Source organism: Micromonospora sp. NPDC049101, assembly GCF_040648675.1.
GTDB lineage: Bacteria > Actinomycetota > Actinomycetes > Mycobacteriales > Micromonosporaceae > Micromonospora.
Genome location: NZ_JBEZED010000022.1, coordinates 88,711 through 103,235, shown reverse-complemented (window position 1 = coordinate 103,235; position 14,525 = coordinate 88,711). Strand labels below are relative to the sequence as shown.

Below are 14,525 nucleotides of genomic sequence, written 5' to 3'. Positions count from 1 at the left end.
CCGATGGACCCACTGAGTGAGGCCGTACTCGCCGGCGCCTCCCCGGAGACGCTGTCCGCGGCGCCGGTGCCGGACCGCTATCTCGCCGCGCACCTGCGGGTCGAGGACGTCAAGATGTTCACCGGCGTCGAGGACAAGGACGTCCGTAAGTCCCTGCGGGTCGGCGAGGTGCCGATGCCGGAGCTGGCCCCGGACGAGGTGTTGGTCGCCGTCCTGGCCAGCTCGATCAACTACAACACGGTCTGGTCGGCGATGTTCGAGCCGATGCCGTCGTTCGGCTTTCTGAAGCGGTTCGCCGCCACCGGGGGCTTCGCCGGCCGGCACGACCAGCCGTACCAGGTGGTCGGTTCCGACGGCGCGGGCGTCGTGGTGCGCGTCGGCGTCGGGGTGCGGCACTGGCGGGTCGGCGACCACGTGGTGGTCAGCCCCGCCTACGTCGACGACCAGGAGCCCGCCACCCACGGTGACGGGATGATGGGCAACGAACAGCGGGCGTGGGGCTTCGAGACGAACTTCGGCGGGCTCGCCCACTACACGGTCGTCCGGGCCACCCAGCTGTTGCCCAAGCCCGCCCACCTGACGTGGGAGGAGGCGGCCTCGGTGACGCTCTGCGCCGGCACCGCGTACCGGATGCTGGTGAGCCGGCAGGGCGCGGACATGAAGCAGGGCGACATCGTGCTGATCTGGGGCGCCACCGGCGGCCTCGGCGCCTATGCCGTGCAGATGGTGAAGAACGGTGGCGGCATCCCGGTCGGGGTGGTCAGCTCGCCGCAGAAGGCGGAGCTGCTGCGCCGGCTCGGCTGCGACATCGTCGTCGACCGCGAGGAGCTGGGCCTGGGCGGGGCGGAGGACGGGCCGGAGGAGACCGTCGCCGCCGGCAAGCGCCTCGGCCGGATCATCCGGGAGCGGGCGGGCGGCGACCCGCACATCGTGTTCGACTACGTCGGCAAGGCGACCTTCGGCCTGTCGGTGTTCCTGGTCCGGCGCGGCGGGACGGTGGTGACCTGCGGCTCCAGCACCGGCTACCAGCACCAGTACGACAACCGGTACCTGTGGATGAACCTGAAGCGGGTGATCGGCAGCCACGTGGCCAATCTCCAGGAGAACACGGAGTGCATCCGCCTGTTCGACCTGGGGCACCTGTCGCCGGCGCTGTCGCGCAGCTACCAGCTCGCCGAGGTGGGTGAGGCGGCCCGGCTGGTGCAGACCAACTCGCACATCGGCAAGGTCGGGGTGCTCTGCCTGGCGCCGGAGCCGGGGCTCGGCGTCACCGACCGGGCGGCCCGGGAGCGGATCGGCGAGCAGCGGATCAACCCGCTGCGCCTGCCGGTCGCGGCGGAGGCGTTGTGAGGGCGCGCGGCACGGGCATCCTCGGCACCGGGTCTTACCTGCCCAAGCAGGAGGTGACGAGCGTGGAGTTGGCCGAGCGGATGGGGCTCGACCCGTCCTGGATCGAGCGCAAGACCCAGATCGCCTCCCGGCGCTACGCCGCCCCCGACGAGGCCACCTCCGACCTGGCGGTCAAGGCCGCCGAGCGGGCGCTGGCGCAGAGCGGACTGTCGGCGGACCAACTGGCTTACGTGATCGTCTCCACCTCCACCGGGGACTCACCGCAGCCGCCCACCTCGTACCTCGTGCAGGACGCGCTCGGCGCCACCCGGGCGGCGTGCTTCGACGTCAACGTGGTGTGCAGCGGCTTCGTCTACGCGTTGGCGCTCGCGCACAGCCTGCTGGCGGTGGGCGAGGACGACCGCTACGCGTTGGTGATCGGTGCGGACGTGTACTCCCGGTCGCTGGACTTCGACGACCGCCGCACCGCCGTGCTGCTCGGTGACGGGGCGGGCGCGGCGGTGGTGGGCCCCGCGCCCGAGGGGAGCGGCTTCCTGGCCTTCGACCTGTCCAGCTTCGGGTCCGCACACGGGCTGATCCACGTGGCGGCCGGCGGCAGCCGCCTGCCGGCGTCGGCGGAGACGGTGGCCGCCGGCGGCCACTTCTTCCGGATGGACGGCCGCGGGGTGCGCGACTTCGTCTTCGAGCACGTCCCGCCCGCGATGCGGGGTCTGGCGGAACGGGCCGGCGTCGGCCTGGACGACATCGACCACTTCGTGCCGCACCAGCCGAACGGGGTGCTGCTGAGCGAGTTGGTGCAGCGGTGCGGCCTGGCCGGGGCACACACCTGTCGGACCCTGGAGCGGTACGGCAACGTGGGCAGCGCCTCGGTCCCGGTGACGCTCGACGATGCCAACCGCGAAGGCCGGCTACGCCCCGGTGACCTGGTCCTGCTCGCCGGCTTCGGCGGCGGCATGAGCCTCGGCGCGAGCCTGCTCCGGTGGGGTCCCGCACCTCAGTGACGGCAGCGGCCGGCGGGTTCACCCCGCCGCGCACCAACCTTCATCGAACGCGAGAGGACACTCCATGACCGACCCTGCCCGCCACGCCTCGGCGGTCCGCCGCGTGGCGCGTACGGCGGCCCCGACGACCCGGGCCACGCGGTGAACCCGGCGGAGCGCCGGGCCGTCGTCCTCGGTGGCGGACTCGCCGGCATGCTCGCCGCGCAGGTCCTCGCCCGGCACTTCGGCACGGTCACCGTGGTGGACCGGGACGACCTGGGCGCGCCCGGCCCACAGCCGCGTACCGGGCTTCCGCAGGCCCGGCACCTGCACCAGTTGTGGTCCAGCGGCGCGCGGGTGCTCGACACCCTGCTGCCCGGCCTGACCCAGCAGCTGTTGCGGGCCGGCGCGAAGCGCGTCAGCATCCCCACCGGCAACGCCCTGTTCAGCGCGTACGGGTGGCAGCACCGGTTCCCCGAGGCGCAGTTCATGCTCTCCGCCAGCCGGGACCTGTTGGACTGGACCGTCCGCCAGCGGGTGCGCGCCGATCCGAGGATCGTGGTGCGGGATCGCACGCAGGCGGACGGCCTGCTCGGCTCGGCCGAGACGGTGACCGGCGTCGCGGTGCGTTCGGTGGCCGACGGCGAGACCACCGAGCTGGCCGCCGACCTCGTCGTGGACGCCACCGGTCGCTCGTCGGCGACCCGGCGGTGGCTCGCGGAGTTGGGGCTGCGGCCGGTCGAGGAGGACCTCGTCGACACCGGCATCACGTACGCCACGCGGCTGTTCCGGGTGCCGGAGTGGGTGGACGGCAGCTTTCCCGGGGTGAGCGTGCAGCCGGACCACCGCGACGGGCGCCCTGGTCAGAGCGGATACCTTCTGCCGATCGAGGGCGACCGGTGGATCGTCGCGTTGTCCGGCACCCGCGGCGGCGAGCCGTCGGCCGACGACGCGTCCTTCACCGAGTTCGCCGGCAACCTGCGGCACCCGATCATCGCGGAGTTGATCGGTGGCGCGGAGCCACTGACCTCGGTCCAGCGGTCGCGGAGCACCGCCAACCGCCGCCTGTACCCGGAGCGCGCCGCCGACTGGCCCCACGGCCTGCTCCTGCTGGGCGACTCGATGGCCTCGTTCAACCCGTCGTACGGCCACGGCATGGTCACCGCCGCCCGCAGCGCCGCAGTCCTGGACCGGGAACTGTCCACCGGCGACGCCGGCCCGGCGACGATGCGGCGCGTCATGCGCGGCCTCGCCGACGTCGTCGACGAGGCCTGGACGTTCGCCACCACGCAGGACATCTGCTACCCCAACTGCCGGGTACGCAGCGGCGACGACCGTCTGCTGCCGCAGCAGGCCAACGCTCGACGGGAGATGACGGACGCGATCGGAACGGCCGCCGCCCGGCAGCCGGAGATCGCGTCGGCACTCTTCGACGTCGTCACACTCGCGGCCCCGGTGAGCAGCCTGATGGAACCGCGCGTCCTCGCGGCGCTGCGCGCCGGGCCCACCCACCCGCCGCTGAAGGCTCCTCCGTTCACCCCGGAGGAACTCGCGATGCTCAGACGGTCCACCCGGCGTACGGTCCGCGAGAGCACACCGGCCGCCGGCTGACGGGCGCACCGCAACAACCCCTAGTACGGTTTTCGGTGCGCGACATTCACGGGCATCGTCGAGGCACGAACGGTCAACCCGGTGGCGACCAACCGGGGGAGGGAGCGAGGGTGGCGCAGCGGAGAGCACTTGTGGTGCGGGGCGGGTGGGAGGGGCACCAGCCGGTCAGGGCGACGGAGTTGTTCCTCCCCTTCCTGAAGGACAGCGGCTATGCCGTACGGGTCGAGGAGTCGACCGAGGTCTACGCCGATGCCGCCGAGATGGCCGACACCGACCTCATCGTGCAGTGCATGACGATGTCGCAGATCACCGCGGAGCAGGTCGCGGGCCTCAGCGCGGCGGTCGTCGCCGGCACGGGGTTCACCGGCTGGCACGGCGGCATCGTCGACTCGTTCCGCGCGTCATCCGAATACCTGCATCTGGTCGGTGGCCAGTTCGCCACCCACCCGGGCAAGGAGCCGTGCGAGCGGCACGGTGGCCCGGAGGACAACTTCCTGCCGCACCCGGTGCGCGTCACCGACCTCGGCCGGGAGCACCCGATCACCGCCGGCATCGACGACTTCGACCTGGTCACCGAACAGTACTGGGTGCTGCACGACGACCTCGTCGACGTCCTGGCCGTGACGACCCACCCCACCCAGGCGTGGCACCCGTGGCACCGGCCGGTCACCTCGCCCGCCATCTGGACCCGGCGCTGGGGTGCCGGGCGCATCGTCGTGACGACCCCGGGGCACAGCCTGGACGTGCTGGAGCACCCGAGCGTCCGTACCGTCATCGAGAGGGGAATGCGGTGGGCGACCCGCACCTCGTCGGCATCGTAGGTCTCGGGGTCATCTCCCGCGCGTACCTGGATACCCTCGCGAACCACCCCGCGGTGCGCGTCGCCGCACTGGCCGACCTCGACGCCTCCCGGGCCGCCGAGGCCGCCGCCCTCATTCCCGGGGCCGAGGCGTTGAGCGTCGAGCGCCTGCTCGCCCACCCGGACGTGCGGACGGTGCTCAACCTCACCATCCCCGCGGCGCACGCCGACATCTCCCTCGCCACGATCGACGCGGGCAAGAACGTCTATGTCGAGAAGCCGCTCGCCGTGACGTTCCCGGAGGGTCGCACGATCATCGAACGGGCCGCGTCGGCCGGCGTACGCGTCGGCTGCGCGCCGGACACCGTCCTGGGCACGGGTACGCAGACGGCGCGGGCGGCGATCGACGGCGGGCTCATCGGACGCCCGATGTCCGCCTCGGCCGTCATGGTCACCGCGGGGCACGAGCGCTGGCACCCCAACCCCGACTTCTACTACGCCCCGGGCGGCGGCCCGTTGCTGGACATGGGGCCGTACTACATCTCGGCGCTCATCCACCTGCTCGGGCCGGTGCGCGCGGTGGTCGGAGCCGCCAGCCGGCTGCGTGCCGAGCGCATCATCAGCTCGGGCCCGCGCACCGGCCAGCGGATCCCGGTGGAGGTGGACACCCACGTGACAGGCGTGCTCGAACACGCCAACGGTGCCCTGTCCACCATCACCACGAGCTTCGACGGCGTCACGACGGCTGCCGCGCCGATCGAGGTACGGGGGGAGACCGGCACCCTCGCCGTACCCGACCCGAACCACTTCGACGGGGAGGTCCGCCTCTTCGCGCTCGGCGGCACCGAATGGCGCGTTCTCCAACCGCAGGCCGGATACGCCGAGTCGTCCCGCGGCATCGGTCTGATCGACTTCGTCCGGGCCGACGGTCAGCGTCCGCCGCGCGCGGGCGGCGACCTCGCACTACACGTACTCGAAACGATGACCATGCTGCTCCAGTCGGCAGCCGAAGGCCGCCGGATCGAGCTGACGACCGGGGTGCGGCGGCCCGCGCCGGTCCCGCTCACCCCGGCCGAGGAGTGGAAGGCTCACCTCGCAGAAACGTAGATTGACTTCCAGGTCCGTAGCGGTACCGACGGGTTGCACCGGCCGATGTGGCGGTACCGGTTCGTTGTGGGCAGGCGGGCGGGGCGTGCTCGTGCGTTCCTCGACGATCTTGTGGAGACCGCCTGATGGCCTCAGCCGTAGAGCTGTCCGCGATGCGGCATGCCATCACCCTCTCCGCTCTTGGGCTGGGCACCACGAGCCCGAACCCGCCCGTCGGGTGCGTGATCCTGGAGCAGCACGGAGCCGTTGTCGGTGCGGGATTTCACCGCCGCAAGGGGGAGTCGCACGCCGAAGCGCACGCTCTCAACGCGGCGGGAGGTGCCGCTCGCGGCGGTACGGCTGTCGTCACGCTGGAACCCTGCAACCACGTCGGAGTCACGCCGGCGTGTCGCCAGGAGCTGATCAACGCCGGTGTCTCCCGGGTGGTCATTGCTGTCATGGACCCAACGTCCCGTGGTGAGGGTGGCGCCTCGATGCTCGCCGCGGCGGGCGTGGAGGTCGAGATCGACGTGTTGCGCGACGAAGCCCTGACCGTCCTTGAGCCGTGGCTGACCGCAACACAACGGCGCAGGCCCTACCTGACGTGGGCGTTCGCAGCGGAGAGCGGGCATCGAACGGCGGCGGAAAAGCGACTCCTACGCGTTCTTCGCGCGACCGCTGACCTCGTCATTGCGGACAACACTCTCCAGGAGGGCATTCCCGGGGGTCACGCTGACGCGTACTTCGCACTGCCCGGCGCTGCCGAGATCGGCGGGAACCTCTCGCAGTGGCAGTCAGCGGCCTACGAAGTCGGCGTACGCAGCATGCTCGTTGTCGGTCACGAGCAGGCCGCCGCGCTGCGACCGCACCTGCACGCGGTCGACGAGATCGTCATCGCTGTGCCGCGAACCGACCCGTTGCGAGCGTTGGACGTGGTCCACCCCGACCTCATGCCGGTCGGCTTTCGCCTGGTCGAGGTCGCTGCCGACGCGGAGTCGATGACGCTGCGCCTGCGACGCCTGGGTGTTTAGCGCGAGATCGGGTCGGGTCCGCGGGCGTACGTCCTCGGACCAAGCGAGGGTCGCAACGTCTGTGACCGGCGCGTATTGGGGTGCAGAGCAAAGAGCTGCACTCGTCCTCGGTCCTCGGACCGAGCGAGGGCCGCAACCGCGTCACGTGCCACCCCTAGGCGTGCGACGTGCACGGGTGTGAGCGGTGCCAGTCCCACCGGTCCGAGCGGAAGTCGTCCGCCGCTGTCAACGGAAGTCCTCCTGGCCGCTCCGGTGGGCCGCCGCTCGACGCGCGGTCAGAAGGTGGCGATCGGGTTGACCAGGCTGCCGGACGTGCCGGCGAAGCGGACCGGTGCGACCGCGAGCTGGAAGTCCCACTGGCCGAGCTCGGCGGCGGTCGTCGCGCACGCCTCCAGGTCGCAGTTGTCGAGCAGCCACAGACCCATCGCGACGAGGCCCACCGCGTGGACGGGCATCAACACGCGCTCGTACCCCGACGGTTGCACGTCCTGGGGGCTGTCCGCGCCGATCAGCGCGACCTGCCGATCCTGGAGCCACGGCAGGCAGGACGCGTGCCAGCCGGCCTGCGCGAAACCGCTGGCCGCGCCGGCCTCGTGCCGGAAGCGGCCGTAGCCGGTGCGCAGGAGCACCGCGTCGCCGGGGAGCACGCGTACGCCCTGGCGGCGCTCGGCCTCTTCGAGATCGTCGGGGAAGACACCCTGCCCCGGCTCCAGCCACGGCACGTCGCGGGCCCCCGCGACGTCGAGCAGGACTCCACGGGTGATGATCCCGTTGGCTGCCGCCGTCACGGCGGCCCACGCCGATCCCGTCTCGGCGTCGACCAACGCGTGCGACCGCCCGTTGTACATCTTGCCGTCCCAGAACAGGTGGCAGGGCGAGTCGACGTGGGTGAGGGTGTTGCCGTGGAACGTGATGCCGAGCCGTTCGGACGAGAAGCCCCAGCTCCGGTCGCCGTGGAAGTGGGGCGGCATGTGCTCGGCGCCCGGCATGTCGGCGGCGCACGGGCACGTCGTCGTCGACCGCTCCATGTCCGTCGGTGCGGCGACCTCCCACGCGCAGGACACGCTCCTGCCGTGGCGCACGGCCCGCGCCGCCGCCAGCCGGACGTCGTCGGTGATGTGGTTCAGCGTGCCGCGTTCGTCGTCGTCGCCCCACCGTCCCCAGTTCGACAGCGTGTCGAAATAGCCGAGTACGTCGTCCTGGGAGGGCATCTGTCGCTCTGCCGTCATTCCCGTATCGACTCCTCCGGTCCGGCTCCGCTGGTCACCGCGGTCAGGGTATCCCGCCGCCGGATCGAGGTCCGCGACGACCTGTGACCAGCTTCGGGACGGGTGCCCGGCCCTGATTCTTCACCTCGATGTCACCACGGGAACCCTCGGGCGACGTGTCGGTGTCCGTCCACGGGAGTTGGCTGTCAGCCGTCGTACATCCCTGGACCAGGAGCTGATCCGCGTGCCTTCCTCCCGTCGTACCTTCCTCGCGGGCGGCGCCGCCGCCGGTGTGGGCCTAGCCGTCGCCGGTGGCCTGCCGTCCCTGGCCCAGGCCAGCCCCGGCCGGCCGCACTCGCCGGTCCCGGGCGGTCACGTGCCCTTCCCGCCGCTGGTGGACGACCCCAAGGGGATCCTGGCCCTGCCCGAGGGCTTCAGCTACACGGTGGTCACCCGGACCGGCGTCACCCGACTCGACCGTGGCCAGGGCGTGACGCCGTCGGACCACGACGGCATGGCCGTCTACGACGCCGGCCACGGCCGTTACACACTGATCCAGAACCACGAGATCGACCCGGGCGCCGAGTTCGGCGTACCGCACGTCAAGGGCACGGTGTACGACGCGGGCGCCACCGACGCCGGCGGTTGCACCGTGATCAGGACCGACCGCGCGGGCCGCAACCTGGGTGAGTTCGTCGCCCTGTCCGGCACCATCTCCAACTGCGCGGGCGGGCCGACCCCCTGGGGGACCTGGCTGACCTGCGAGGAGACCGAGGACCGGGCCGGCGACGAGTGGGAGGAGGGCACCCGGTCGGGCGTCTACCAAAAGGATCACGGCTACGTCTTCGAGGTCTGGGCCGACGGCAGTGCGGACCCGCGGCCGATCAAGTGCCTGGGCCGCTACTCCCACGAGGCCCTGGCGGTCGACCGGGACCGCACCCGGATCTACCTGTCCGAGGACGCGGACGAGCCCAACGGCCTCTTCTACCGCTGGACCGCCCCGGCCGGGGTCAAGCTCGGCCCCGGTGTGCTCACCCGCCTCGCACCCAACGCCGGTGTCCTCGCCGCCATGCAGATCATCATGGATGACGGCTCGGTGCTGCCGGACGTCGCCTACCTGACCTCGGCCCAGTTGGGCCGCCCCTTCCCCGTACGGTGGATCGAGGTGCCGGACCGCGACGCGCGGCACACGTCCGTGCGCGAGCAGTTCGCCGACGGTCAGGTCACCCGCGGACGCAAGTTCGAGGGGGTGTGGAGCACCGACGAGGGCGTCTACGTGGTCAACTCCTACGCCTGGGACGACGGTGACCTGCCGGCCGACGCCGCGCCGCACGACGGCATGGTGTGGTTCTACAACTTCCGGACCCAGACCATCCAGCTGGTGACGTACTTCCCGCACCAGGTGGCCTCCGAGGAGGGCGCGCCGGTCAAGTACAACGACCTCACCTTCGACGGACCGGACAACGTGTCCGTCACCCCGTGGGGCAGCCTGGTGCTCGCCGAGGACGGCACCGGCGCCTCCCACGTGCTCAGTACGACCCCGGGTGGACCGACGTACGCGATCGCCCGCAACCAGCTCAACGATTCGGAGTTCTGCGGGCCGACCTTCAGCGCCGACGGCAGGGTGCTCTTCGTCAACATGCAGGACCCCGGCCTCACGCTGGCGATCACCGGCCCGTGGGAGAAGTACCTGGGCTGACCGAGGGGGACCGGCCGGTGGGGATCGGGTGATCAGCCTGATCCCCACCGGAGGCGTGCGGTGTTCGGTCAGCCGACCGGCACCAGACGCCAGTTGTTCCTGGTGCTGCCGTTGTCGGTGTACTGGACGGCCTGGGTGCCCCAGGTGCTGGAGCCGTTGAGGATGGCGAGCACCTTGCCGCTGTTGGCGTTGCGGATCCGGTAGGAGCCGTCGCTGTTGGCCACCAGGGTCCAGCGGTGGTCCGCGGTGCCGTTGTCGCTCCACTGCATGACGCGGGCGTTGTCGGCGGTCGACATGTTCTCGACGCCGAGGACCTTGCCGCTGTTGACGTTGCGGAACCGGAACGCGCTGCCGTCGGTGACCCGGACCCAGTTGTGGTCGGCGGTGCCGGTGTCGCCCCACACCACGGCCAGACCACCATCGGCGGTGGACATGTTCTGGACGCCGAGGACCACACCGGTGTCGACGTTGACCAGCTTGTAGGTGTCACCCACCGGGGTGGTGCCGGTCACGCTGGTCACGAAGGTCATCACGCTGCGGGCGGGGAGCGTGACGGTGAGCGAGCCGTTCGACATGGTGAGCGCGCCCTGGGGCGCGACGGTCCGGCTCGCGTCGGTCAGCCAGTTCGACACGCTGCCGGACGCGCTGGTGTTGGACAGGGTGAACTGCTGGCTCACCGACGAGGTGTTCTTGTTGACGGCGACGATCACGACGGTGTTGCCGCCGCGGTACGCCGAGACGTAGACGTTCGACGCCGGGTTGGCCGTCGCGTCGATCCGCTGGTATCCGGGGCGGACGAACCTGGCGAAGTGCGCCATCATGGCCCCACGCTTGCTGATCTGGCCGTCCTCGCGCATCGGACCGTAGCTGCGCCGCAGATACCACCAGACGTACGCCTGGAACTCGGCGTCCACCATGGCGCGGTGGATGTGCTCGCCCACGTCGAGCGCCTCCGGCCAGGCGTCGCCCGAGTTCGTGTTGCTGTTGGGGTAGTAGACCTCGGTCATCCAGAGTTCTTTGCCCGCACCCTTCTGCTTGAACAGCGGGTAGGCGAAGTTCGAGTACGACGTGCCGTAGAGGTGCGCCCCGATGATGTCCACGTTGGCCAGCGCCGTGGCGTCGTTGAGGATCGGGTCCGACACGGACTTCACGTACTGGAAGGACTCCGGGGCGATGACCCGGGTGCTGATCGAGCCTGCGTTCTCCCGCAGGAACCGCACCATTTCGGTGGTGGTCCACCACGTCCACTCGGCCGCGTAGTCGGGCTCGTTCTGTACCGAGATGGCGTACAGGTCCACCCCGTTGTTGCGCAGGTGCGTGGTGAAGTTGTTCAGGTGCGTGGCGTAGGCGGCGTACGAGCTGTACCGCAGGCGCCTCGCGTTGGTCTGGTTGCCGCGGGTGAAGGTCTCGATCATGCTGGCCGGGGGGTTCCACGGCGACGCGAACACGGTGGCTCCGAGTGCGACCGCGCGTTGCGCCGTCGCCAGATCAGCGCTCCAGTCCGCCTGGTTCTCGTTGACGGGGATCCGCAGCAGGGAGAACCCCAACTGACCCTGGCCGGTGCCGAACGCCGTGTCCCGCTGGGCGGCCGTCAGGTCACCGATCCAGGCCGCGTGGGCCATGGCGCCGAAGCCTCGGATCGTTTGCCGCGTCGCGGACGGATTGATGCTCGCCGGTGCGGCCGAGGCCGGCGTGGCCCCCGCGACCGCGGCGACCGCCGCGACCGGTACGGCCCCCATTGTCGTCAGGACGGTTCTCCGGCTCAGCAATTTCCGCTCGCCGCTCACCGGCTCGTTCTGCTCGTGCGTCATGTCTCGTCCTCCTGGCTGGTGGTGGTACGCGCCTTCGCGGTCCCCTCGGCCCGGTCGGCACTGGTCTGTCGCGTGGCCACCGGGGTTGACGGGGACCCCGGCGGTGATGACCTGTCGATTACGATCGAATGACGTGACTGTTAACGTTAACAATCACGGGAGTCTAAGTTCCGTTCTCGCCGGGGGTCAAGAACACGCAGCTCAGTGAGCAGGCGGCCACCCTGTGTGTCAGGCCCTGACTAATGTCACTGGGCACCGTGCGCCCCGCATCGAACGTCGTGACTATGTGCACTGGGGCACGGCACGTCCCGTGGACGAGACTCGATGCAACGCCGGAACACAGCCGGCCGAGTCGAAGGGCGGCGGGACAGTGGACGAACGCTACGACAGCTACTGCGCCGCGGACCCGCTGTTCTACGACTCGCTCGGCAGCGCCGTCGCGCAGCCCGTCTTCCCGGCCGCCGAACGGCCGCTGCCGACCGGCTGGCGCCGCGAGCCGCTCGACGACTGGCTGATCTACGCCCCCGACGGCGGCTCGCTGCCGCAGCAGGGCTGGAAGATCCACATCTCGGCGGGTCTGGCGAACGCCGAGCGGGTGCTGGACACCGTCTGGGACTACTGCGTCCCCCGTGGCCTGTCCTTCAAGTTCCTGCGCGGGCCCCGCACACTGCTGCTGCGCAACTCCAAGTACGCCGCCCGCGCCGCCAGCGGCAAGTTCGTCACGGTCTACCCCCGCGACGACGCGGAGCTGGAGCTGACCTGCAAGGAGCTCGACGAACTGCTCACCGGCGAGACCGGGCCGTACATCCTCAGTGACCTGCGCTACGGCAGCGGCCCGGTGCACGTGCGCTACGGCGGCTTCGCCGCCCGCTACTGCCTCTCGCCCGACGGGCAGGTGGTGCCGGCCATCGAGGACGACTCCGGCACGCTGGTGCCGGACCGCCGGGAGCCGGTCTTCCACGTACCGTCCTGGATCACCCTGCCCGACTTCCTCGGCCCGCACCTGGCCGCCCGCAGCGGCACCAGCACCGACCAGGTGCCGTACCGGATCGAGCGGGTGATCCACTTCTCCAACGGTGGCGGGCTGTACGTGGGCCGGGACCTGCGTACCGACACCGAGGTGGTGCTGAAGGAGGCCCGGCCGCACGCCGGCCTGGACGCCGACGGCACCGACGCCGTCGCCCGGCTGGCCCGCGAGGCGGACGCCCTGCGGCAACTCGCCGACCTGCCGCAGGTGCCCCGGGTGCACGACGAGTTCGCCCTGGGCGAGCACCGGTTCCTCGCGCTCGAGTTCATCGAGGGCCGACCGCTGAACAAGGTGCTCGTCGACAGGTACCCGCTCATCGACGCCGACGCGACCGACGACGACCGGGCGGCGTACGCCCGGTGGGCCCGGCAGACCTACGAGCAGGTCGAGTCGGTCGTCGCGGCTATCCACGAGCGCGGCCTGGTCTACGGTGACCTGCACCTGTTCAACATCATGATTCGGCCGGACGACCGGGTCGCCCTCGTCGACTTCGAGGTGGCCGCGCCGATCGCCGGGCACCGCCGGCCCGGGCTGCGCAACCAGGGGTTCGCGGCACCGCGGGACCGGACCGGGCCGGCGGTCGACAGGTACGCCCTGGCGTGCCTGCGGCTGGCGCTGTTCCTGCCCCTGACCCAGTTGGTGCGGCTCGCACCGGCGAAGGTGGCGCACCTGGCCGACATCGTCGCCGCGAACTTCCCGGTGCCGAGGTCCTTCCTGGACCCCGCGGTCGAGGAGATCACCGGTGGCCCCCGGCCCGCGGACGTACACCACGCGTCGCTCACGCGGGAGAAACTGGCGACGGCCATCCTGGCCAGCGCCACCCCGACCCGGGACGACCGACTCTTCCCCGGCGACATCGAACAGTTCCGCAGCGGCGGCCTCAACCTCGCCCACGGGGCGGCGGGAGTGCTGTACGCGCTGGACAAGAGCGGTGCCGGGCGGTGGCCCGAGCACGAGGACTGGCTGGTGCGGCGGGCGACAGCGCCGCCGTCCGGCACCCGCTGCGGCTTCTACGACGGGCTGCACGGCGTCGCCCACGCGCTCGATCACCTCGGCCGACGGCAGGACGCGCTGGACGTCGTCGACATCTGCCTGCGCGAACCCGTGGACGGGCTCGACCACAGCCTGGCGAGCGGACTGTCCGGGATCGCGCTCAACCTGGCCGAGCTGGCCGCGCGTACCGGAGAGGCGTCGTTGCGCGACGCCGCGTGGCGGGTCGCCGAGCGGGTGATCGGGCAACTGGCCGACGACCCGGGGCCGGACCTCAGCGGCGGACGCAATCCGTACGCCGGGCTGCTGCGCGGCCGGACCGGACCGGCGCTGATGCTGCTGCGGCTCTACGAGCTCGGCGGCGACGAGGAGCTGCTGGGGCACGCCGCCACGGCGCTGCGCCAGGATCTGCGCCGATGTGTGCTGCGCCCGGACGGCGCCCTGGAGGTCAACGAGGGCTGGCGGACCATGCCGTACCTGGCGCACGGCAGCGTCGGCATCGGGCTGGTCCTCGACCAGTACCTGCGCCACCGCGCCGACGAACGGTTCGCCGAGGCGAGCGCGGGGATCCGCCGCGCCGCGCGGTCACCGTTCTACGCACAGTCCGGACTCTTCGCCGGCCGCGCCGGCATCATCGCCTACCTGGCCGCCTCGACCGACGACACCGACCGCCGGGAACTCGCCGCGCAGGTGGACCGGCTGACCTGGCACGCGCTGCCGTACCGGGACGGGACCGCGTTCCCCGGTGAGCAGTTGCTGCGGCTCTCCATGGACTTCGGCACCGGCACCGCCGGCGTGCTCTACGCGCTGGCCTGCGCACAGCGCGACCAGCCGCCGGTGCTGCCCTTTCTCGCGCCCCTGCCGGGCGCGCAGAGACTCCCTCGCGACAGCGGGGGCGACCGGTTCGGCGAACAGAAGGAAGGGAGGTGAACG

Annotated in this window: 10 protein-coding genes; 8 read left to right on the top strand and 2 right to left on the bottom strand. The window is 71.3% G+C overall.

Annotated features, from left to right (window positions below):
- Window positions 1–3 precede the first annotated feature (3 nt).
- The 6 genes from ccrA (at window position 4) to ribD (ending at window position 6,857) form a co-directional block, all read left to right on the top strand.
- A complete protein-coding gene (gene ccrA / locus AB0B57_RS26435) occupies window positions 4–1,350 on the top strand; it encodes a crotonyl-CoA carboxylase/reductase (RefSeq protein WP_357075203.1) in 1,347 nt (448 codons plus the stop codon).
- Window positions 1,347–2,351 (top strand): ketoacyl-ACP synthase III, encoded by a 1,005-nt coding sequence (locus AB0B57_RS26430; protein ID WP_357075200.1) that lies wholly within the window; start codon window positions 1,347–1,349, stop codon window positions 2,349–2,351. Before ccrA ends, AB0B57_RS26430 begins: the two co-directional genes overlap by 4 nt.
- Before the next feature lie 141 nt (window positions 2,352–2,492).
- Complete coding sequence (locus AB0B57_RS26425) at window positions 2,493–3,941, top strand: FAD-dependent monooxygenase (protein ID WP_357075197.1); 1,449 nt, start codon at window positions 2,493–2,495, stop codon at window positions 3,939–3,941.
- 110 nt (window positions 3,942–4,051) lie between these two features.
- Window positions 4,052–4,762, top strand: coding sequence for a ThuA domain-containing protein (locus tag AB0B57_RS26420; RefSeq protein ID WP_357075195.1), 711 nt, complete (start codon window positions 4,052–4,054; stop codon window positions 4,760–4,762).
- A complete protein-coding gene (locus AB0B57_RS26415; protein ID WP_357075192.1) occupies window positions 4,732–5,847 on the top strand; it encodes a Gfo/Idh/MocA family oxidoreductase in 1,116 nt (371 codons plus the stop codon). Before AB0B57_RS26420 ends, AB0B57_RS26415 begins: the two co-directional genes overlap by 31 nt.
- Window positions 5,848–5,972: 125 nt before the next feature.
- A complete protein-coding gene (gene ribD / locus AB0B57_RS26410) occupies window positions 5,973–6,857 on the top strand; it encodes a bifunctional diaminohydroxyphosphoribosylaminopyrimidine deaminase/5-amino-6-(5-phosphoribosylamino)uracil reductase RibD (RefSeq protein WP_357075190.1) in 885 nt (294 codons plus the stop codon).
- A 275-nt stretch (window positions 6,858–7,132) separates the two neighbouring features.
- Here the strand turns inward: ribD and AB0B57_RS26405 are convergent, their stop codons facing one another.
- Window positions 7,133–8,086 carry a cyclase family protein gene (locus tag AB0B57_RS26405; RefSeq protein ID WP_357075187.1) on the bottom strand — a complete coding sequence of 318 codons (954 nt, stop codon included), beginning with the start codon at window positions 8,084–8,086 and terminating at the stop codon, window positions 7,133–7,135.
- Window positions 8,087–8,309: 223 nt separating this feature from the next.
- Between AB0B57_RS26405 and AB0B57_RS26400 the strand changes: the two genes are divergently transcribed.
- Entirely contained in the window at window positions 8,310–9,764 is a 1,455-nt protein-coding gene (locus AB0B57_RS26400; RefSeq protein WP_357075184.1) for an alkaline phosphatase PhoX, read from the top strand.
- Between the two features lie 68 nt (window positions 9,765–9,832).
- On the opposite strand, the gene AB0B57_RS26395 is transcribed toward AB0B57_RS26400, so the two are convergent.
- A complete protein-coding gene (locus AB0B57_RS26395) occupies window positions 9,833–11,575 on the bottom strand; it encodes an RICIN domain-containing protein (protein ID WP_357075181.1) in 1,743 nt (580 codons plus the stop codon).
- A gap of 310 nt (window positions 11,576–11,885) precedes the next feature.
- On the opposite strand from AB0B57_RS26395, the gene lanKC reads away from it, so the two are divergent.
- Window positions 11,886–14,522, top strand: coding sequence for a class III lanthionine synthetase LanKC (gene lanKC, locus AB0B57_RS26390; protein ID WP_357075178.1), 2,637 nt, complete (start codon window positions 11,886–11,888; stop codon window positions 14,520–14,522).
- Window positions 14,523–14,525 lie beyond the last annotated feature (3 nt).

Excerpts from the sequence above, each read along its gene's own strand:
- ccrA (WP_357075203.1), top strand. The coding sequence starts at position 4 with ATGGACCCACTGAGTGAGGCCGTACTCGCCGGCGCCTCCCCGGAGACG.
- ribD (WP_357075190.1), top strand. The coding sequence starts at position 5,973 with ATGGCCTCAGCCGTAGAGCTGTCCGCGATGCGGCATGCCATCACCCTC.
- AB0B57_RS26405 (WP_357075187.1), bottom strand. The coding sequence starts at position 8,086 with ATGACGGCAGAGCGACAGATGCCCTCCCAGGACGACGTACTCGGCTAT.
- AB0B57_RS26395 (WP_357075181.1), bottom strand. The coding sequence starts at position 11,575 with ATGACGCACGAGCAGAACGAGCCGGTGAGCGGCGAGCGGAAATTGCTG.